Origin of the sequence: Yersinia sp. Marseille-Q5920, assembly GCF_946902935.1 — a bacterium.
Lineage (GTDB): Bacteria > Pseudomonadota > Gammaproteobacteria > Enterobacterales > Enterobacteriaceae > Yersinia > Yersinia rochesterensis.
This window is the reverse complement of sequence record NZ_CAMPQA010000020.1, coordinates 18,360-37,265: the sequence shown is the minus strand read 5'-3', so window position 1 is coordinate 37,265 and position 18,906 is coordinate 18,360. Positions and strand designations below refer to the sequence as shown.

Genomic DNA, 18,906 nt, shown 5'->3' with positions numbered 1-18,906 from the left:
GGTGGGACTTCCCCTATCTGTATCACCACACCACTGTCGGGTGAGGCGCGGGCGATACGCGATCGCCTTATGCTGGCGCTGGCCTACTACGGTGCATTACGGCGGGCAGAAGTCACGGCGCTTCGGGTTGACGATCTTGATCCGGGCCACCGGTTGATCCGTATCCGCGCCGAAACCACCAAGAATCATCGCGAACGTATGGTGTGTTATAGCCCGACGGTAACCCCTGTGCTTGCCGCACATTTGCAGCAGTTACGGCAAAGTGGTTTTTCTGGTGGGGCACTTTTTCGTTCAGTATCAGACCGAAATTATGGTATGCCTCTGAGTATCTGGAGCTGGAGTAAAATCGTCCGCAGCTGGGGGCTCGAATCCGGGCTGCCTGATTTTTCCACCCATACCTTCCGTCATCTGCGTCTGACTCATCTGGCGCGGGCGGGCTGGAAACTTCACGAACTCGCCGCTTATGCCGGGCACCGGGATCCACGGACGACCCAGATTTACCTGCACCTGTCCGGTACCGATCTTGCCGCTCGCATGGCCGGTGCTGTCGCTGAGCTTGACAGAAAAGTTGCCGGACTGGTTTTTTCTGACCGAGGACTTCTCTTATGAAAGCCGAAAACATTACTGGCATTGTCTGGCAGCCTTTTGAGCTTGAGTCATATCAGCTCAAAGCCACTTTCTCCGCACAGGAACGTCTTGCCCTGAGTACCCCACAACGACGGGGTAAGTATCTTCTGCAGAAACCTGTACCGGCATTCCTGCGTCCTTTTTATGACATCGCCACCCGAAGCGGTATAAAGCCGGAGGTCGCGAAGATCACCATTCTGGCGGTACTCGCCGAAGCGGCCTGTCAGGATCTGCCCAGTCACCTCTGGACAGAGGCTATATGGCAGAAGTTGTATCAGCGACGACACCTCGGAGGTCCGTTGCTGGCGGCTTTTGCCTTTCACCTGTCACAGGTTCCTCTCCCGCTGTACAGCACCCGGTGTCGCCAGCCAGCGTATTATGCCTGTGCGGTTTTTGGTCGGGATATTTTTCAGCAGGAACTCAGCCGTCTCATGGATGTCCTGGTGGCACTGGGGTATTCCCTTCGACATCAGGAAATGTTTCTCTCGGCGGTTCTGGGAATGCTGATGCTGGAAAATGGCGATCCCCGACTGGAAAGCTTTACCGAAGAATTGCTTCAACGGGGCCAGCAGTACCGCACTAACGGGATCGCCAGAGCGGTAGGCAAGGTCTCTCACGGGCTGGCAGCCATGGGAATTTTGTCCCGCCCTTTACGTATGCGGGGTTATGCCAGTTGGAAAGAGAAGCGGACTGACGGGATTGCCCCAGAATGGGTCCGATGGTGTCAGCGCTGGCGGGAAACGTCCGTGCTGAGGCCGCGGACCCGTGAATCGAACTACAGCTTTATTTTACGTATCGGTTTGTGGCTTGCCAGAGACTGTCCTGATATCCGCGAGCCTGCTGACTGGACCATCAGCACCTGTGCCAGTTTCATCGCCGCGCTGGGGAGGATGAATGTGGATGAACTGTCTCTGGTATCTGAGCAAAAGCAACGTGTGTCGGCCCGCTCCGGTCAGCCAATGATGAGTAACTCCCGGGCATCGTTTCTGTATGCCCTGCGGCGTTTTTTTGTCGATTATGAGCTCTGGGGATGGGGGAGACTGAAGCTGAGCCCCTACCGCCATCTGGCCACGCCGGACACGCCTGCCTTCAGCCGGGGAGTGAACCCCCGGGTGATTGACGATCCGGTGTGGCTGAAGTTGATCTGGGCCAGTCTGAATCTGCACCCAGAAGATATGCTGACGGAGATCCATTATCCGTTTACCCTGCATCAAGCGATGGCGGTGATCTGGACCCATGCGGGACTGCGCCAGAATGAAATATTCCGCCTGACCTCAGGATGTGTGCATGAGCAGACAGATGATATTGTGCAGGACGACGGGAGTATTATTCCTGCCGGAACGCTGTGTTATCTGGACGTTCCTGCAGGAAAAACATCAAAAGCGTTTGTCAAACCGGTCGCCAGCATTGTAAAAAAATACGTGGACTTATGGCTGCAGGAACGCCCCCAGGAGCAGGCGCCTCTGAGTGATGAACGCACGGGGGAAAAAGTCAGCTTTTTGTTTCAGTTTCGGGGTAAACACGTGGGGAGCGCGCTCCTGAATAACACGATCATTCCGGTACTCTGTGCTCGGGCTGGCGTTCCGGTCGAAGACAGCCGGGGCCGGATCACCAGTCACCGGGGAAGAGCTTCAGCGGTCACCGCACTGGCCAGCGTGCCACAGGGGATGACCTTGCATGAACTGATGGAATGGTCGGGGCACAGTTGCCCGCGTTCAACCCTGCATTATATCCGCATTCGCCCCACCCGGCTGGCAGCGTCTTTTGTAAAAGCCGACAAAATTTCCCATATGATCAGCGTGTTGATTGATCACGACAGTCAGGCCATCACTGCTTCAGGCCCCGCTTTATATTATGACTTAGGCGATTTGTACTGTACTAACCCGTTCTGGAGCAGCTGCCCACACCGGATGGCCTGCATTGGCTGTGATTTTAGTCTGCCGAAAAGCAGTTCCCGGGCGCAGGTTCTTGAAAGCAAAGCCTCCATACACCGATATCTTGAGGAGGTTCCGCTGACGCCAGATGAAAAAGCAATTGCCGAAGGTGATATTGATAAACTGACCGCGTTCATAAAAAAAATGGCTGATCAGCCACCTCCAGGCAAAGGTTGAATGTTTTGGATTATTCATCGGTGATAGACGAGATAGTTGCATTCCAATATGTTCATATTGAGCAGAGTAGTCTGCAGGAGTCTCACCCTTAGAATCTACGGCAGAAGATCTTCAATTTTCATCCTCAAAAACTGTAGCACCAATCAATCACGGATAATATTTACCATTTTAATCAATAAGATAACTTTCATCCATTTCGGGATGGACATCAAATTTTTGTGTACTAAGGTAAATTAGTCCAACCTCACGGGGGAGAGAATTCAGCCGTTCAATAGCTTTGTTAACTCGTACACATTGTTGTTCATTAACATAAAATCGATGTTCGTTCAGCCAGTTGCGTGAGTTGTGATAATTATCAATTGTAGCCATTTCCAGACATGAAACGTGGTACTCAATACGAGAACGGCTAACTAATTTTCTAATTTCTGGAATAATATCAATTGTGTGGTCATCTGATACAACGATCGATAATCTTTTGTATGAACTGGCTCTAACATACCGCACACCCGAATTATAACGAGCCCCTCTAGATGGCGTGCATTGGTCTGTTGCTTCACCATCAAGAATAATTCCGATCGCATGGCAAAAGCAAGAAGGGTCAAGTAATATCGTACCATCAATACCACTTACGCTTTGAAGCAATGATTCTGAAAGTAATGTAGGTGTAATACAAGTCCCTTGCCTGTTTAAACGAAGAGCTTCTTGAGCAGCATCCTCTGCAACGATGATCATGCTACCATGATTTTGATTGATTTGAGCTGTCACTAATTTCCAAAGATGCACCCCACACTTTTGCTCTGCAAATGGAAACATCCTATGATAAGTTGCAAGAAAGGCTGATTTATTAACAGGTTCTTGAGGTAATTTCGGCTTAGAATAATGGCTTTTTAAAAGTGAAAAATTACCGCAACGTAACACCCAGTGATAATGATCAATAAAGGATACGATAAAAGCATTTTGAGAATCAGCATTGTGAGTTTCTTTTAGCTTTCCTAATCCATAAATTTGTCTGCTATCTGCAATTACCCCAATACCCTTCGAGGCCATTTGAAGTATTTTTCTGACCCATCTTGGCTCCCCAAAACTAACTGGAGAAATGAACTTAACCACAAACTCAATTTCATTATTTTCAGGTGAGGAAAGAATTAAATCACCAATACCTTTGGTTCCTTCATACATAAGAGATGATACAACATTAATAGAGTAGAATAGATCTGTTGTGTAGTATTGCTCAACTATTGAAGCCCCTGCAGTATGCATAAAATTCTTCGCTGCTATTTGTACTATTTCGTCTTCACTTCTCATTGCGTTAAAACGTCCTGGCTCTGGAGTTTCAAGCTCTTGGGTCGCTTCGTCTAGCACAGCATCTATCGCTGCATGGAGTAAACTCCGATGCCCTTTTCCTCCAAAAATCATCGGAAGAGGAGGGAATTGCAGAAAAATTGAGTTTGGGATTTGTATTATGGGAGTTATGTAATAATCATCTAAACGCCTCGTATCACCACAAAATGAAGTCACATTATTAGCATCATCAAATAATTTTATGGATTGAGATACCGCACTTTTTACTGAACTGCGACGCATCCATTCTGGCTTATCACGCATACTTGCCGAATCACTGAAAAACATATTTTGCAGATGATGGCTTTTATAAATTTGCTCAACAGCTCCGAGCAAACCATCGAAAATATCAACATCCCATTTGTCATTTTCTGGTTCTACGCATACTGCATGATATTTATCACTTTCAGGACTCCGTGTTCCAACGACTAAGACTTCAGCTTCAACTGTTGCACCAAGCTCATTTAATACCCTCCTAACTAATCCTTGAATTTGTTTTCCATAGCTAACTTGATATGGCCACATGAATAGATTAATAAGTCGACTTGCCATAAACCATCCCATAAAATCAAATAAATCTAGGTTTTCACTTTGACAAAACTAGCCTGAAATCATTTTTTGAATAAAGGGGAGAGACATCTTACACCTTGTAATGCTTCGGGGTTTAACACATCAAAATATAACCAATGACTGTCACTGTCATTTAAAAGATCAATTTTCCAATTTGTTTTAACATAGCACGCTAGCGCAGCCCTACAGGTTACTGAATGGACGTTATCATTTATTGAAAATTCTCTTGAGATTTCGTCAATAACTTCAGTGCTAAGATGTTTTTTGAAAGTTATAATAAATGTTATTTTTTCATCCCATTCCTTATCAATTTGCTCAGTCACTGTTGGTAGAACATCAACAGCTTGAGAAATATCAAATATTCGAGATAATTTGAAATTTTTAAATCCACTAAATTCTGGCTCTACTTCATTCCTATCATATGCCCTGAAGTACCAGTTTTTACGATCCATAAACAAAGCTTGTGGAAATAATGTTCTAACTCTGTGGTCTCCACTTTTCGAACCATATGTGCATAAAATCGCGTATTTATTTTTTATTGCTCTCGTTACTGCCGCGACTTGGTTTTCTTTCAACCTTTCGGGTTGGTAGAGTGGGTCCACTTCCTCTACTGGAAGCATTGGCGCTTTTCTCATCAGCTCGGTACGTGAAAAACCAAATTGAATCAGATTAAGTGCAGTATGTACGTTAAAGCTAACAAGTGGAGTATAACTATCTGACAAGAATACAGTTTTTTTTGTTGATGTATCAATTCTGCTATTACTGGGTTTTAGCTCTCGATAAAGGGCTAGATCCTTAGAAGCTGCGGCTTGAGCAACTTTGAACTCACTCATAATTTCAGCTCTGGTTACGCTGCCGAGATAACGTATACAAAGATCGATGTAAGTCAGCCGCTCAGCCTGCGGTAGCGAATAAGTGTCGGCTAGGAGTTCCAAGCTGACATTGTCAAATCTCATCATAATTACCATCATGGTATAAAAAATGTATTGTTCATTATCCCATGCTGAACTACTATTGGCAACAAGATAGCATCGCGCCTATCTGTAAACGACCAAGCCAATGGCGGTCTAGGGGAGTTGTTGTGACCATAGGGTGACAACTCTGCTTGGGGAATGGGATTGCATACCATATCTGGAGGAATCTATGCATGATTATGCTGTATTTGGCCATAGCCGAACGACAATTGGTCGTTGGTTAGGAGCAACGGCGATTATTTTTGCGGGCGCCATATCTAGTTTTCTAGCATGGTTTCATCAACTAACAGGCTTTCATGCCCTTGCCGGAGGGGCTGTAACCACTGGTACAGTGTATTTCGTTTTACATTGGCTTTTCAATGAATACGCCTGGAAATTTCCTTTTTTCAAAATTCCAGATCTTAATGGGATTTGGTCCGTACGTGGTACCACGTTAGATGAAGACAGTAATGCTAAATATGAATGGGAGGCTGAGATTGATATTGAGCAAAAATGGGAAAAAATCGCTATTTGCCTAAAAACAAAGCAAAGCTCAAGTGGCAGCTACACGGCTACTTTGTCAAAATGTAATGGTTCTCGTGGAGGTTGGTTATTAAGTTATAGTTATAGTAATAATCCAAATATCGACCAATATCATGAGCTAAATTCTCATAAAGGTTACTGTGAAATTAATTTGAATAAAGAATTAACCAATGGTGTAGCGGCTTACTTCAATAGCAATGGTAGAAGAACATTTGGGAAAATGGAGTTAGAAAGACAATTATGATTAACTTTGATAATAGACTACAAAGATTAAAGGATCGCCGACAAGGGACAAAAGAGCGGGTGCTGTTTGAAAATAATATGGCATCATATACAGCTTATGATCCCCGCCGACAAGAAAATTACGAATTGCTGACTGAAAATGCAGCGATAAAATACACTATTGGTGCTATGGCTGAAGTTGATCCGGCATCCACAAGGATCTCAATTAACGAGGGTGATAGAGTTGCCAATACTCTTATTTCACTTTTGGAAACAGTAGGTATATTTGCTGCAAAGGAAATTCAAGGTTCAGTTGCATTGAATATCCATATTGAAGGCCATTCTGATGTCGATATGCTTATCTTGAAGGATGATATTGTTTTAGTACAGACACCTAAGTTAGATGGCGCAGGATGCTATGCTGCTGACCAACGCCCTATGGTCGATATCATTAAAGAGCTTAGATTGCAATCCGAGTTGAAGCTCACCTCAAGATACCATCAAGCGAATGTTAATTGCGCTGGTAATAAATCGATTGCTTTAGATGGAGGGAGTTTAAAGAGGAAGGTAGATATAGTGCCAGCCTGTTGGTATCATTCCCATACATATCAGCAGAGTGGCCAAAAACATGATAAGGAAGTCAGAATATATCATAAAGCGGAGCATGCCTTACATGGCAATCACCCTTTCCTTCACATTAAAAAAGTGAATGAGAAGGATGCGTTATATTCAGGAAATTTGAAACGAGTTGTGAGGCTCATGAAAAATTTAGTTGCAGACATGCCTGATTATAAAAAGCGAGTGGCTAAAAATCTCTCCAGTTATGATCTCACTGCAATTGGATATGAAATGAATGGTCAGCTACAATGCCCCACGTATATGTCACTTGCATTAGTCGAAAAACTCCGCAACCATCTCTTTCTGCTCTATTCCGTCAAGAGTATAAGAGATTTGCTGATTGTTCCTGATGGTAGCAGAAAAGTATTTGACTCTGAAGGTAAGGTTGACGCTTTGGGTATATTATACAATGAGGTTTCAGATCTTGCTGCATCTATATATAAAAGCCTTCAGCCATACTCTCATTTGCAATACGATGCTAGTACATTAATAAATAAACACGTTTATTTTTAGTTATTTACCCATTAACAGCTAATCAAATCAATGTTGATATTATAATGCAGGGTGGTTTGATAACATCACCCTTACATAGTTATCTTTATATGAGTACATTCAGCACATTGTATACCGAGTCTATTTTTGTGGTTATCCATAGCCCAACTAAAGCTGTATTAAAAATATTATTTTTTTGAGAATGCACCTTTTTTTATTAACTAACGGAACAGTAGTGAACCGACGCGATGGTGTTGATCATGTAAATGCCCTTAAGGGCACCAAATGGTTAGTAGAAGCCGCCGATTAGCTAAGTAGCTCAAACTCGAATTTAGGTAAAAATAATATTGATTTTCTATTCCACATAAATGGAAATATCTCTAACAGGGTCATGACGTTACTAGAAAGCATGGCGCCGAAACTGACAATTTATTCAATCGATGAAGCGGTGATGAATATTCAAGGGATGGAATCTGTCATGCCACTAGAAGTATTTGGTCGCCTGGTACAACAGCGTGTTTTAAAGGAGATAGGGTTAAACACCGGCATTGGCGTTGCTCAAACGCTAACTTTAATGAAGCTGGCCATCTATGCTGCTAAGAAATGGCCAGCAACACAAGGTGTGGTTGTGTTAACTGACCGAGAACGCCAAAGAAAGTTAATGGCTCTCGTACCCGTAGGTGATGTATGGGGCGTAGGGAGAAAAATATCCGCTCGTCTTAATAGTATGGGAATTAAGACCGCTCTGCAGCTGGCCGACAGCAATTTGCAATTGATACGCAAAACATTTGGCGTTGTCTTGGAACGAACCTGCAGAGAACTGAATGGGATTGACTGTATTTCAATAGAAAACCTGTCTGCAAAAGAGCAGATCATCATTAGCCGTTCGTTTGGTGAGCGAGTTACACAATTGCAAGATATGCGTCAGGCTGTCTGTCAGTATGCTGAGCGTGCAGCTGAGAAGTTGCGCCAGGAACACCAATATTGTAGGCAAATTAGTGTTTTTATACGTTGCAGCCCCTACTCTCCTGAACCGTATTACGGGAATAATGCTAATCAAACTCTGCTGTTGGCTACACAAGACACTCGCGATATCGTTGCCGCCGCCACGCGCGGTTTAGACACTATATGGAAAGGGGGGTATCGATATCAAAAGGCCGGAATTATATTGAACGATTTTTGTAGTCGCCCTGGGCAAATAGACATGTTTGACGATTCACAGCCCAAAGCCAACAGTGAGCAGTTGATGAAAGCTATCGACCATATTAACCAAACGGGTCTGGGCAAGATTTGGTTTGCGGGTCAAGGGATAGATAAAGGATGGAAAATGAGGCGAGAAATGCTCTCCCCTGCTTATACAACCCGCTGGGGAGATTTACCAAAAGTACAACTATGAAACTAACGACCAAAACTCATCGAGTATGAGCAAATTTCGTTTTCACTTAGGTCCAAACATTCAACGCATAAAGTCATTCAAGTGCATCAGGAAAAGTGTAATAGTGCTTAATATGCAGTAAAAAAAGATACGCCAAACATCTGTTGTCAAAATCTGCAGTGGCTAATTTTCTTTATTTAACCAAATTTGATGAAAGGAGAGAAGACGCATAATATTTCGAGCCATAACAATAAAAGTTCGCCATAGCTAACGCGCCTACTTTCAATAGATTAACCTCATTGAGTTACTGGCGATTTCACCCTGAAATAAAAACAAAATATCAATATAAAACAATTGATTAATGAATTTTATTTGATGGCGAATTTTCATGAGTGGATATAAAATCAAGCAGATTACAGTACTGATTTCAGTGGCGATTTCAGGCTGAAATCGCCACTTCATTGATAGAATTACTGTGATAAATGTTTCTTCATTGTGTGCAAAATAAGTCGGTCAAGTTCTACCTGCAACTCTTTTGGCAAACGGCTAAACTCATAGCTAAAAGCGCGTCCCTTTATACGTTTTCGAGCGTATTTATCTTTTTCTTCAAAGTCCCATAATTTTTCAACAACAGCAGCCTGTTTTTCAGGTTTAGCTAAAATCCCGTCTAAAACATGTCGAAACGACTTTATTATTTCATTTTTCAGTTCATCAGAGACCAGCTCATTAGCATTAGGGATTTTTTCTATTTGCTTCCTAACCGAATCAACGAATGTTTCTAGTTTGAGACTACGCAGCCGTAATTGTTCATCAATATCAAGCAAGAATTTATAATCTGGATAGGTTAGTTCATATTGAACAGGGAAAAGTTCTAACATCATCTCAGGTACCGATGCGGCCTGAATAGCTCGAGTAACTTTCGCAGAAGATAGGCGTTCCGATTGGGCTATCTCCTTTTGGTTCATGCCCGAATCGCGGAGAAGTAAAAGCCTTAATCCAATCTCACGTAAATTATGTTCTTTTGCAGTTTGAATATCAGCGGCGAGTTTTCTCGCATCATCCATATCAATATCGTCCTGAGTAACCAGCACATTGAGATCGACATGGCAAATCAATGCGGCAGCTCTGCGACGTGACCCGTCGAGTATTTCAATTTTTCCGTCAATTATACGTCCAATTGCCGGGAAAAATTGTTGAAAACGAATGGTCCTGATAATGTCCTGAAGTGACTCCTCTGTAACACCGGCTTGATCTCTACCATTTGTGGCTAGAGATACAAATGAGCGTTCAGCAATATCTTCTGCTGGAATAGTTTCAAACATGAAGACAGCTTTTTTCCCTGAGGCAAGAGTAAAAATCTGGCGATAATTATCAGTTGATACATTGGACAAAGGGGAACCACTAAATGTCCGGCCGATGGTTAGGCGTTTTTTTGTCATGGAATACCTCAGTTCATCCGAATAAATTCGATGCGATCGAATACAGCTTTAGCAAAATCTTCCGCCGCAGCACGAGCATTTTTTAATGCTTCACTGCTGCCAACATAGGTCGAGGGGTTGGCGGAAATAACCGTATCAAAAGATTCGCCACATCGTTCAAAACCATCAAGGCGTGGTAGGGCCACATCCAACATATCCCCTCCAAATATCTCTTTGGCCAGGCTATGACAAAGTTTGTGGTCAGACTTATTCTGCAATTTAGACATAAATCCTATATTGCCCTGAAGGGGATACTTAGCCCCTGATTTTTCTATCATCTCAATAAGTTCAGGAAGGCGAGTGAGATACTTTAAGGTGGAGTGGAAATCGACTTGGGCAGGGGGGATCGGCGTCATAAGCAAGTTCGATGCAGCAATAGCATTACTCAGGAAAGCATCGAGATGTGGGCCACTATCGATAAAGATAAAGTCATAATCCTTCTTGAGTTTATCAATAATATTCTCTTTAAGAACGGTATAGATATTCTGTCCAGGTAAATGTTCGGAACATAGCTCTTTCCATTGCGATGCAATAAATGCATCTTCAATAGAAGCAGGGATAACATCAACACCCGGCACAATAGAAGAAATGACAAATTCAGACAAAAGTTCTTCGCGGGATACATTCTGTAGCATTGCCTGAGCAGAGGTTGTATCTACAGCCCCAATAGAACGAGAGTGATTTAGAAACATTGTAGCTGAAGATTGAGGATCAAGGTCGATAACCAGAATTCTTAAATCTTCATAAAGTAGGTGAGGGTGGGCACGTAATCCATGAGCAAGTGAAACCGAACTAACTGTTTTCGATACGCCACCTTTCAAATTACCAACAAAAATCGTGAAGGCTTCACCGTGGCGATCACGGTATTTAGGAACACCACGATGGTGATAAATATCTATAATATTTTGCAGTGACATTGCATATTTTATAGATGTACCTGCCGGTTTCTTCAAAAATGTGTAACCTTGCTCTTCCATTTCGGTGACAGCATAGTCAACACTTGCGCGAGTCAATTTAGGTAATTTGGCAACAGCAGCCTTGGCATAAGTCTGGAAATAAGTCGTTTCTTCCAGCTCTTCCTTTTGTTCTTTAATCTGTTTGGTCAGAAGAGTGAGCATGTGTTCAGATCGCTCAGCCACTCTATAGATTTGTTTAGTATTTACCGACACAAAACACCTCAACATGTAGCATTTAAGAATATACACAATAATGCTACACATAGGCGGTAATGTAAATTTTTTACTCTAAAATAAACTGAATTTTATTTTTAGTTGCAGATCTCCATATCAGAATAAGAGCATGCGCATGAATATCGATCACGCTACGTGAAATCTGAGAGATTATTCAGAGCTAAGGCCACTACATTTCAATGTAGATGTTGCCTAGAACGGGCTTGATATAAGGTTTCTGTAGCTGGCGGTATTAGTTGACTTGGTTTTTGACCATAAGAAGGCAGGGCATAGTCCTGCCCTTGTACCTAGGCTGGAGTTCTATCGCCAAGAAATGTGACGATTTACATCTTGTGATTGATTAAGAATACGAATTACAGTGATAGAAGACTCTGAAGGAACGAAAAAAATTACATGCTTCTCAATAGGGAGTGAATAAATATTTTCACCTAACTCAGGTCGTTGTGTACCAATTTCATGTCTGGCCAAAATATCAAATATTTCAGAAAAGCGAGCGACATATTCATCCGCCTTGGCTACACCAAATTGTACCTGACCATAAAGCCAAATATTTTCCAAATCATCAATTGCTTTCGGTGTCAGATTAATCTCTTTCATTCAGATTAACCCTTTCCTTTATTCGCTGTATGAATACATCTTTACTCCATGTTTCTGGAGTGCCGCTACTCACCCCTTCAGCCAACAAGTCCCGTAATGATTGCAAATGGGACTCAGCCTGCTTTTCACGCAATAAACGCAAAGCATCACGGAGCACTTCGCTTTGAGTTCTATAATCACCTGCGCTAACCAGCGAATCGATGAAGTCGCGAAGTTCCTCGCCAACATCTACTGTCATTGTCCTGGCCATAAACACCTCATGTAAGACATAATCTTACACTCATTATAAGTCTATCCATTTTGATGTGCCAGTTAGTTTTTCACTCAAAATAGCAATACAAAGATATATACAAATTTCATCCTGCTCGAAGCCCATGACAATTACGTATACGGGGCGTAAATTGCCCTGCTTTAATTCTGTCTAAACATGGCGGTAAAGCATCACAAGAAATCGCGTAGCGTCATCCTCAGACATCCTGTTGTTTCAGCATGGCCACGGCGTCCTGCCCTGGCATTGAGAACTGGACCCTGTGGCGTGCCGCCACGTCGAGTGCAAAAATCCGCGTGTACACCTCGGTCGATTTCAGGCTTTTGTGACCCATCAGGCTTTGCAATACCTTGAGTGGCACCCCGGCGTACAGCAGGTGCATGGCATAGCTGTGTCGAAAGGTGTGTGGAGTCACAGGTACCGAGAACGTCACCCCATCGGCGGCGGCCCGTGTCACGGCATCGTTCAGCCAGGTGCGTACCGTGCGATCCGTTACCTCCCAGAGGCGAGCTGGCTCCAGACGGCCGGTACGTTTGTTTTTGCGCTCAAGCGGAATTCGCAATGTGGCCACCATGCTGTTCAGTTGATTGACGTAATGACTGTCTGACAAAGGCACTAGGCGGTGAGTCACGACTTTCTTGGACGGGGCTCCGGGGCCGCGTTCGGCTTTGGCCTGGCGCTGTTTGAGGGTGGCCAGTGACACATAAGGCTGGGCGGCATTCAGGTAAAAATTCCCGCGTGTGAGTGCCAGCGCCTCGTTGATACGCGAGCCGGTATTCCACAAGGTGGCAATGAGGGTTTGCTGGTACAGGTCAGGGATATAGTGCAGTAGTGCCCCCACCTCAACGGCCAGCAGGTACTCCGGCATATCGCCGTGGGTCTGCGCCATGCGACGCAGGGCAAGCGCCGCAGGGTAGTCGATGGCGACAGGTAATAATGTACTACTTGCTGGTATATAGTTAGCGGGAAGCGAAGTCATCGCTGTATCCCCCTGTGAATACGGTTACCGATGGTGCCATCAGCGATGGTTTCAGAATGTGTCATTATCAGACCTGTATAGTGCATCTTCCTGTAGAAGAGTTTCAGCAGCTACGTCAATAAATGTACTTACCGTTTTGATAGCGTCCTGCACACTACCCGCACTGATATACACAGGTTCAAGAGAATCGGTAACGCCATTGCGGTGTACCAGAGCGTTTCGGGTCTTGATTAATATCTCAAGTTCCTGCAACGGCCACTCATGCTGTGTGGTCAGCATGGTTGAAAAATATCTGCTTATGTTTTTGTGATTCTGAAACGTCATCTTCGCTACTAGAGCCTGGGCGCGCCAGATGTAAACCTGTTCAGGAGTATCCGCCTCCGGCTCCTGCTCGATCCACTTGAGGGAAAGAAGAGCTTTTCTGTCATCCTTATTGCGAACTAGTGAAGTTGCCTGCTTCAGGAACTGCTGAAGGTGAGGAGGATGATTTAGCAAGGCCCGCGCGCTGTACATCAGGAAGCTGTCCAGTACACTCACGGTATGAACATAAGCCATTCGCTTCACGATTCTCAGTTGGTTGTGTTGCATCAAATGCTCTAACGTACGCAATTCATCTTTTGCATCCTTCAGACGATCGGGGATACTGGCCAGCGATGCCTCAAAATACTGCTGCTCAGCAGCCTCTTCCATCCAGTCCTGAAACCAGCTGTATTCCTGAGCTGCCGCATCCCAATCCGGAGTCCCTTCCTCTGCCTCCGGGTAATTTTCGGCAATCCATTCATCTGCTCTTTCTTCCTGCATATCAAACAGCAGTTCTTTCATACTTCCCATTTGTGCCTCACCCTAACAGTATGGAAATGCTGTCGCCCATGATTGTCATCGCCCTTTAAACTGTTCCACATGAACCGTTTAGGGAAACTCTTTTCGATGCCCGTTTTGTTCCCCAGTTCGCATCACCAGGGGAGGTTGGCTGATTAATGCGCCCTGCCGTGCTCTTGCGCGATCTCTTCGGCGATGTGGCAGAACTGTTCGTGCTCGGTTTCCAGGTAGTGATAGTAGATACGGGCGTCGCGTTCGCCCAGTCCGCGCGGGTTGCCGCTAAAAAAGCCCTGCAGGGTGTCGATGGCATGCCGATAGGTGGCCAAATCGTCAGCCCAGTCGGCCAGTTCGCCGGCGGCGTCCAATTCCAGCTCAAAACTGGCGTACTGCCGTGCCAGGGTGTCGAGTCCAAGGCGGGTGGCGGCATGAATGTTGCCCTGACTGGGATCGGCGATGGCATTGCGGATCTTTTCAAACTGATCCCCAAATCCCTCTTTACCCGTAATAGACGCAAACATCTTTTTCTCCATGGGTCATTAACGGCAGTGAACACACTGACAAATCAGTGTGATTGATTATTTTATGTTTAATAAATAGCAAAATAATAATAAGTCCGAATAAAGTGACATTATTAATTATCACCAGATAAAAAGTCACACTAAGAACAGTCACTATTGGCAATTACCTAACCCACCGTTTTCTCTGTTCCGACTTTTTCCCTATTTGCCGTTTTCGGAACCTTATCACACCCGCCGTGCCGGCAACAGCCCCCAAAGCGCCGTTATCGGATAGTCTCCCATGGTCAATAAACACTATATATAGTAAATATATGACAGGGCTAGGCACTGTATATAGGTTGTGTGCAAAAAATCGCCCGTCGCGGAGGCCAGATCCGCTTCTGGCAGAATCCGGATCTGCGGCGAAAAAAGGGTCATAAAAGACAGGAAGCTTATTTAATGACATGAATTTATCATGTGACATGATGTCACTGTCATGTAGTATATGAGTATCAATGAATGACATTTTGTCTTTAAGGGTGATTTCCAATCTTGCTGTCACCCCATCATTCCCCCATGACCGGAGATAGTCTGATGCTCAGCCAGCTGACCCTGCGCTTTCCCAAAAAACTGATCGACGCCCTGAAAAACCGGGCCGCCAATGAAAAGACATCCGTCAATGCCCTGGCCGAGCGTTTTCTGGATATGTCACTGCAAAGTGCCGTGCCGGACGACGACTGGTTACGTTTGATCTCCCAGCCCGATGACACCCTTCGTCAGCTGTACCGCAAAATTATTCTGGGAGAAACCTTTGGCCGGCAGACTATCCGGCGATCAGAGCTGCGGTTTATGGTGGAAATGGCGCACCAGGCGTACGGCCGTGGCAGCCAGCGAGAATGGGTCCGCCTGCCGGTGCTGGTGACGCTGCTGAACATCACCTTCGAATTGCTTCACTGGCAGGCGGAAAATGCCCTGCCGATCGATAGCCATTATATCAAGCAGACGTTTGAGTTTGAGACGGAAAACTGGCCGGACGAATCGGCGCGCTTCCTGCGTGAGCTCAGTCCGGCGGTCAGCCCTGGCTACGCGGAACTCCTGTTGCGCCCGCTGGCTTCCGGCTGCTTTACACTGACGGACTTTCCGGATGAGGTGTTGGCGCGGATCTTCACGCCGGCGCGGCTGCAACAGATTTTTCCGTTGCTGATGTCGACCCGTGAATGGAGTGTCAAGCAACGGGAAGCCTTTATCCGGGAAATGCGGCCGCTGATCCCTGAATTCAGCGACACTTTTACTGCTGGTGACCTGCGCTTCGATCTCCGTGTCGAGGGCCAGCGTGCCGGTATGCCGCCCGGTATTGGCGATGAGATCCCGCGACTTTATCTGATGGTGAGTAGCCCTCACTTTGTGGTGCCGTTCGACTGGGCGTATTTTGCCGAACTCTCTCGGTTGTTGACGGTGTACTGCGCTGCGCCCGAGGCCCTGCGCCAGCTGAGTGAGGGATACCATGTCAGCCTGTTGCTGCCCGGCGCGGCATCAAAAGACGTTATTCTGGGCTTCGATGCGCTGCGGGTGTTTTTGCCGGCGAAGGCATTTGAGGTGCTGGCGCGGGAGCTGACGACGCGGGGGGAGACCGGCCCGCTGGCGGAGGCGCTGGCGGGACTGCGTACCCTTTATGGTGACCTGTAGTCAGGAGATCTCTATGTACAACAACCTCCCCGCTCTGACGGACAATGTCCTGTGGGATGACCGCCTGCTGTCAACCGAGTACGCTGAACTGGATGAAGCGGCATTACGGACTGCCCTGCAGGATTACCTGCGGACGGTTGATACCCTACAGGGCGAGTGGCATCTTCAAGAGGACTCCCCGCTCAGTCTGTGGATAGCCCGTCACGATCAGTTGGCGCTTTACCAGCAGGGACTGTTGTCAGTTGAGAGAATTATCCTCGTTGACGCTCTTGAAGAGGCAAGCCTGCGTCTGAACAGTATCGATATGGCAGCCGCCGTCGATCTTTTTGTGCAAAATGACGCCAGTGACAGAGGGCAGGATATCCGGACAGGTGTGGCGCAGTTTGTCCGTTTCACGAAGGAAAATTTTACGTTGATCCAGGCGGGGTTCATCGCTTTCACTCGCTGCGACTCCATGCATGAGGATCAGATAAGACGCATGCAATTGCTGGAAGATAATTCATCCCAACATTTTCTGTACAGTGTGATGCCGCCAGCGGTAGCACGTCTTTACGAGCGCAACCTGCATGTTCGTGGCGTCGTTCGCGTCAGTCATGAGGGCCATGTTCGTTTCGTGTCGGAAAAAACGCTGCCGGGTGAAATTATGTTGGAGCTGGATGACTGTCTCAGCCCTTACACCAACGGTCATATTTTCCAGAACCTGCGGCCTGTCCGAACCAATGAAGATGGCACTCTGACAGTAGAAATTACCCGTGGTAAGCCAGAAAACCGCCGCAGTTATGATCGCTGGGTTCAGGGGGCGGCGAACCGCAGTATTTTCTTTCATTATAAGACCCTGATCACTGATCTGGGTCAGGCTGCACGGAGTCGCGCCTCTCTGGCTACCCGATGCCCGTTGCAGGGAAAAATACTGGAGAAGATTGACAACTCAGGTCGGTTATCACGCAGAATGCTTGACGTTGAGACCCCTTTTCTGGCCGGGCTTTCGCTTCAGGATATTTTTCGCATCCGGACAGATTATGAACCGAGTTTTACCGCGTACCGGCGTTCACTACGCGATTGTGCACTTGATATAGAGCGTGCCGCCAATCCTGCTGAACTTCATATGGTGCAGGCTCGGTTTCGTGAACGTATTGCGGATGAAGGACTGGCGGAGGTACGGGAAAAGCTCGGGATATGGAAGCGGCGCAGTCTGCAGGACACCGCGTTGTTGGCCATCCCTGCCGTACTCGGTTTTGCTGGGTCACCTATGATCTCTACACTGGCCACTGGTGCTGCCAGCCTTTTGCATGCCGCGTTGGGAGCCTACCGTGGCAGGGATGAGGTTATTCATCATCCCTCTTACTTCCTAATTCGTTCCTCAGGCAGGAAACCATGATCACTTTTACGATGAGCCGCTTTCCTGTCTCTCTGATGTGCACTAGTAGAAATGTGTGCGTCAGAAGACGTAGTTTGGTAAACGGTTCCCTTGGGTGCCCCATATTCATGGATTGTATCCAAATCTTATAACATATACTTACATTGGGTTTATACAGATAATAAATAGATCAATCGCTTTTCACTCATATTTTATATTCGACCATCCTTGAGATTGGGACGGAACGATTTGAACCAAGGTAAAATATCTCTAAACTCCGCCTTGAATAACAGGCTGCTTCTCCAATCGGCTCATTTATTTATTGATTAATGAAAAATAATAATTAAAAAACACCAATTCTAACAGTTGGTTAAGCCAATTAAGAAGTGAAAATTCATATTCCAATCACGCTAATGTTAAATTGTGGCTTGATTATGTTAATAATCATTATTATCCTTTGGCGATTAACTGTAATTAATCGAACATATCTAAGTAATAATGAATCAGCTGGTTGGGTGGTTCATTATTGTTATGAAATTAGGCGGGGCTATAATGGAGTACAGCAAAAAAAATGCCATATGTAATATAGTAAGCCTTTTTATTACTATATTAATGTCATTTTGGTCAACTATATCAATTATTAATAATAAAAACATATTTGATTTAATTCTGATTCTGGTGTTTTTTATGGGGATCAGGTCAATAATTAAGTATATATATGACTCCATAAATTTAAAGTAATTATAACACAACCACAAGGAAGGTTAATATATGAATTATTAGATAACTAATTTACTTTATATGGTTAAATAAACACATTATTTTTGCAACTTACAAGGAAATGTAATTTATGAAAGAATTGAATTTAACTCAGATGGAAATGATTTCTGGTGCTGATGGAGCCCCTGCTACTGTTGCTAATGCTGCGGGTGCGGGTGCGACTTTGGGGGCTATTGCCGGTATTCCGGGGGGGCCACCCGGTGTTTTATTTGGTGCTGCCTTTGGTGGTTTGGGTGTAGCGGTTGGTTCTACCGTTCCTTCTGGATATAACCCATCCGGCGTGTCTGGATTTAACTCATCAGGTGGTTCTTTCTTCTCTTTCAATCATGATGATTGGTGCGGCGAAGATCACTGAGTTCTGTTCCTGTAGCTAATGTGTGCTGTTGCTGGAATTTCTGTGAAA

16 protein-coding genes and 1 pseudogene are annotated in these 18,906 nt (G+C 45.3%); 8 read left to right on the top strand and 9 right to left on the bottom strand.

The window, feature by feature from the left end:
- Nucleotides 1-609: tyrosine-type recombinase/integrase (locus OVO64_RS19960; RefSeq protein WP_267248984.1), on the top strand; the 609-nt coding region annotated here is incomplete at its 5' end.
- Nucleotides 606-2,738, top strand: coding sequence for a tyrosine-type recombinase/integrase (locus OVO64_RS19955; protein WP_267248983.1), 2,133 nt, complete (start codon nt 606-608; stop codon nt 2,736-2,738). The genes OVO64_RS19960 and OVO64_RS19955, both read left to right, overlap by 4 nt.
- 168 nt (nt 2,739-2,906) lie before the next feature.
- On the opposite strand, the gene OVO64_RS19950 is transcribed toward OVO64_RS19955, so the two are convergent.
- Together OVO64_RS19950 and OVO64_RS19945 are read right to left on the bottom strand one after the other, a co-directional pair.
- The gene (locus tag OVO64_RS19950; RefSeq protein ID WP_267248982.1) at nt 2,907-4,631 is read right to left on the bottom strand and encodes a hypothetical protein; all 1,725 of its coding nucleotides are present in this window, start codon (nt 4,629-4,631) and stop codon (nt 2,907-2,909) included.
- Nucleotides 4,632-4,690: 59 nt separating this feature from the next.
- On the bottom strand, nt 4,691-5,482 hold the full coding sequence (locus OVO64_RS19945; protein ID WP_267248981.1) for a WYL domain-containing protein: 792 nt from the start codon (nt 5,480-5,482) through the stop codon (nt 4,691-4,693).
- 310 nt (nt 5,483-5,792) lie between these two features.
- Between OVO64_RS19945 and OVO64_RS19940 the strand changes: the two genes are divergently transcribed.
- From OVO64_RS19940 to umuC, 3 genes are all read left to right on the top strand, one after another.
- On the top strand, nt 5,793-6,389 hold the full coding sequence (locus OVO64_RS19940) for a hypothetical protein (RefSeq protein WP_267248980.1): 597 nt from the start codon (nt 5,793-5,795) through the stop codon (nt 6,387-6,389).
- Complete coding sequence (locus OVO64_RS19935; protein WP_267248979.1) at nt 6,386-7,498, top strand: hypothetical protein; 1,113 nt, start codon at nt 6,386-6,388, stop codon at nt 7,496-7,498. Before OVO64_RS19940 ends, OVO64_RS19935 begins: the two co-directional genes overlap by 4 nt.
- A 325-nt stretch (nt 7,499-7,823) precedes the next feature.
- On the top strand, nt 7,824-8,873 hold the full coding sequence (umuC, locus tag OVO64_RS19930) for a translesion error-prone DNA polymerase V subunit UmuC (protein ID WP_323744693.1): 1,050 nt from the start codon (nt 7,824-7,826) through the stop codon (nt 8,871-8,873).
- 449 nt (nt 8,874-9,322) lie between these two features.
- Here the strand turns inward: umuC and OVO64_RS19925 are convergent, their stop codons facing one another.
- From OVO64_RS19925 to OVO64_RS19895, 7 genes are all read right to left on the bottom strand, one after another.
- A complete protein-coding gene (locus OVO64_RS19925; protein WP_042546513.1) occupies nt 9,323-10,291 on the bottom strand; it encodes a ParB family protein in 969 nt (322 codons plus the stop codon).
- An 8-nt stretch (nt 10,292-10,299) separates the two neighbouring features.
- Nucleotides 10,300-11,514, bottom strand: a complete 1,215-nt coding sequence (locus OVO64_RS19920) for an AAA family ATPase (RefSeq protein WP_258018878.1) — start codon at nt 11,512-11,514, stop codon at nt 10,300-10,302.
- Nucleotides 11,515-11,820: 306 nt separating this feature from the next.
- The gene (locus OVO64_RS19915; protein ID WP_108088331.1) at nt 11,821-12,117 is read right to left on the bottom strand and encodes a type II toxin-antitoxin system RelE/ParE family toxin; all 297 of its coding nucleotides are present in this window, start codon (nt 12,115-12,117) and stop codon (nt 11,821-11,823) included.
- Nucleotides 12,104-12,367: a type II toxin-antitoxin system ParD family antitoxin gene (locus OVO64_RS19910; RefSeq protein WP_042546510.1), complete on the bottom strand. Its 264-nt coding sequence runs from the start codon at nt 12,365-12,367 to the stop codon at nt 12,104-12,106. The genes OVO64_RS19915 and OVO64_RS19910 overlap by 14 nt, the downstream gene beginning before the upstream one ends.
- A 217-nt stretch (nt 12,368-12,584) precedes the next feature.
- Nucleotides 12,585-13,364 carry a tyrosine-type recombinase/integrase gene (locus OVO64_RS19905; RefSeq protein WP_267248978.1) on the bottom strand — a complete coding sequence of 260 codons (780 nt, stop codon included), beginning with the start codon at nt 13,362-13,364 and terminating at the stop codon, nt 12,585-12,587.
- 51 nt (nt 13,365-13,415) lie between these two features.
- The gene (locus tag OVO64_RS19900; protein ID WP_267248977.1) at nt 13,416-14,186 is read right to left on the bottom strand and encodes a hypothetical protein; all 771 of its coding nucleotides are present in this window, start codon (nt 14,184-14,186) and stop codon (nt 13,416-13,418) included.
- Between the two features lie 152 nt (nt 14,187-14,338).
- Entirely contained in the window at nt 14,339-14,701 is a 363-nt protein-coding gene (locus OVO64_RS19895; RefSeq protein WP_267248976.1) for a hypothetical protein, read from the bottom strand.
- A 573-nt stretch (nt 14,702-15,274) separates the two neighbouring features.
- Between OVO64_RS19895 and OVO64_RS19890 the strand changes: the two genes are divergently transcribed.
- The 3 genes and pseudogenes from OVO64_RS19890 to OVO64_RS19880 all read left to right on the top strand — a co-directional run.
- Nucleotides 15,275-16,366 (top strand): transcriptional regulator, encoded by a 1,092-nt coding sequence (locus OVO64_RS19890; RefSeq protein ID WP_267248975.1) that lies wholly within the window; start codon nt 15,275-15,277, stop codon nt 16,364-16,366.
- A gap of 13 nt (nt 16,367-16,379) precedes the next feature.
- Nucleotides 16,380-17,744, top strand: coding sequence for a hypothetical protein (locus tag OVO64_RS19885; protein WP_212586987.1), 1,365 nt, complete (start codon nt 16,380-16,382; stop codon nt 17,742-17,744).
- 829 nt (nt 17,745-18,573) lie between these two features.
- Nucleotides 18,574-18,792: pseudogene (locus OVO64_RS19880) on the top strand (microcin H47); the annotation flags it as partial.
- Nucleotides 18,793-18,906: the final 114 nt, after the last annotated feature.

Bases quoted from the DNA above. Each gene is read 5' to 3' on its own strand.
- OVO64_RS19955 (WP_267248983.1), top strand. From the start codon at position 606: ATGAAAGCCGAAAACATTACTGGCATTGTCTGGCAGCCTTTTGAGCTT.
- OVO64_RS19950 (WP_267248982.1), bottom strand. From the start codon at position 4,631: ATGGCAAGTCGACTTATTAATCTATTCATGTGGCCATATCAAGTTAGC.
- OVO64_RS19945 (WP_267248981.1), bottom strand. From the start codon at position 5,482: ATGAGTGAGTTCAAAGTTGCTCAAGCCGCAGCTTCTAAGGATCTAGCC.
- OVO64_RS19940 (WP_267248980.1), top strand. From the start codon at position 5,793: ATGCATGATTATGCTGTATTTGGCCATAGCCGAACGACAATTGGTCGT.
- OVO64_RS19935 (WP_267248979.1), top strand. From the start codon at position 6,386: ATGATTAACTTTGATAATAGACTACAAAGATTAAAGGATCGCCGACAA.
- OVO64_RS19925 (WP_042546513.1), bottom strand. From the start codon at position 10,291: ATGACAAAAAAACGCCTAACCATCGGCCGGACATTTAGTGGTTCCCCT.
- OVO64_RS19920 (WP_258018878.1), bottom strand. From the start codon at position 11,514: ATGTTGAGGTGTTTTGTGTCGGTAAATACTAAACAAATCTATAGAGTG.
- OVO64_RS19915 (WP_108088331.1), bottom strand. From the start codon at position 12,117: ATGAAAGAGATTAATCTGACACCGAAAGCAATTGATGATTTGGAAAAT.
- OVO64_RS19910 (WP_042546510.1), bottom strand. From the start codon at position 12,367: ATGGCCAGGACAATGACAGTAGATGTTGGCGAGGAACTTCGCGACTTC.
- OVO64_RS19905 (WP_267248978.1), bottom strand. From the start codon at position 13,364: ATGACTTCGCTTCCCGCTAACTATATACCAGCAAGTAGTACATTATTA.
- OVO64_RS19900 (WP_267248977.1), bottom strand. From the start codon at position 14,186: ATGAAAGAACTGCTGTTTGATATGCAGGAAGAAAGAGCAGATGAATGG.
- OVO64_RS19895 (WP_267248976.1), bottom strand. From the start codon at position 14,701: ATGTTTGCGTCTATTACGGGTAAAGAGGGATTTGGGGATCAGTTTGAA.
- OVO64_RS19890 (WP_267248975.1), top strand. From the start codon at position 15,275: ATGCTCAGCCAGCTGACCCTGCGCTTTCCCAAAAAACTGATCGACGCC.
- OVO64_RS19885 (WP_212586987.1), top strand. From the start codon at position 16,380: ATGTACAACAACCTCCCCGCTCTGACGGACAATGTCCTGTGGGATGAC.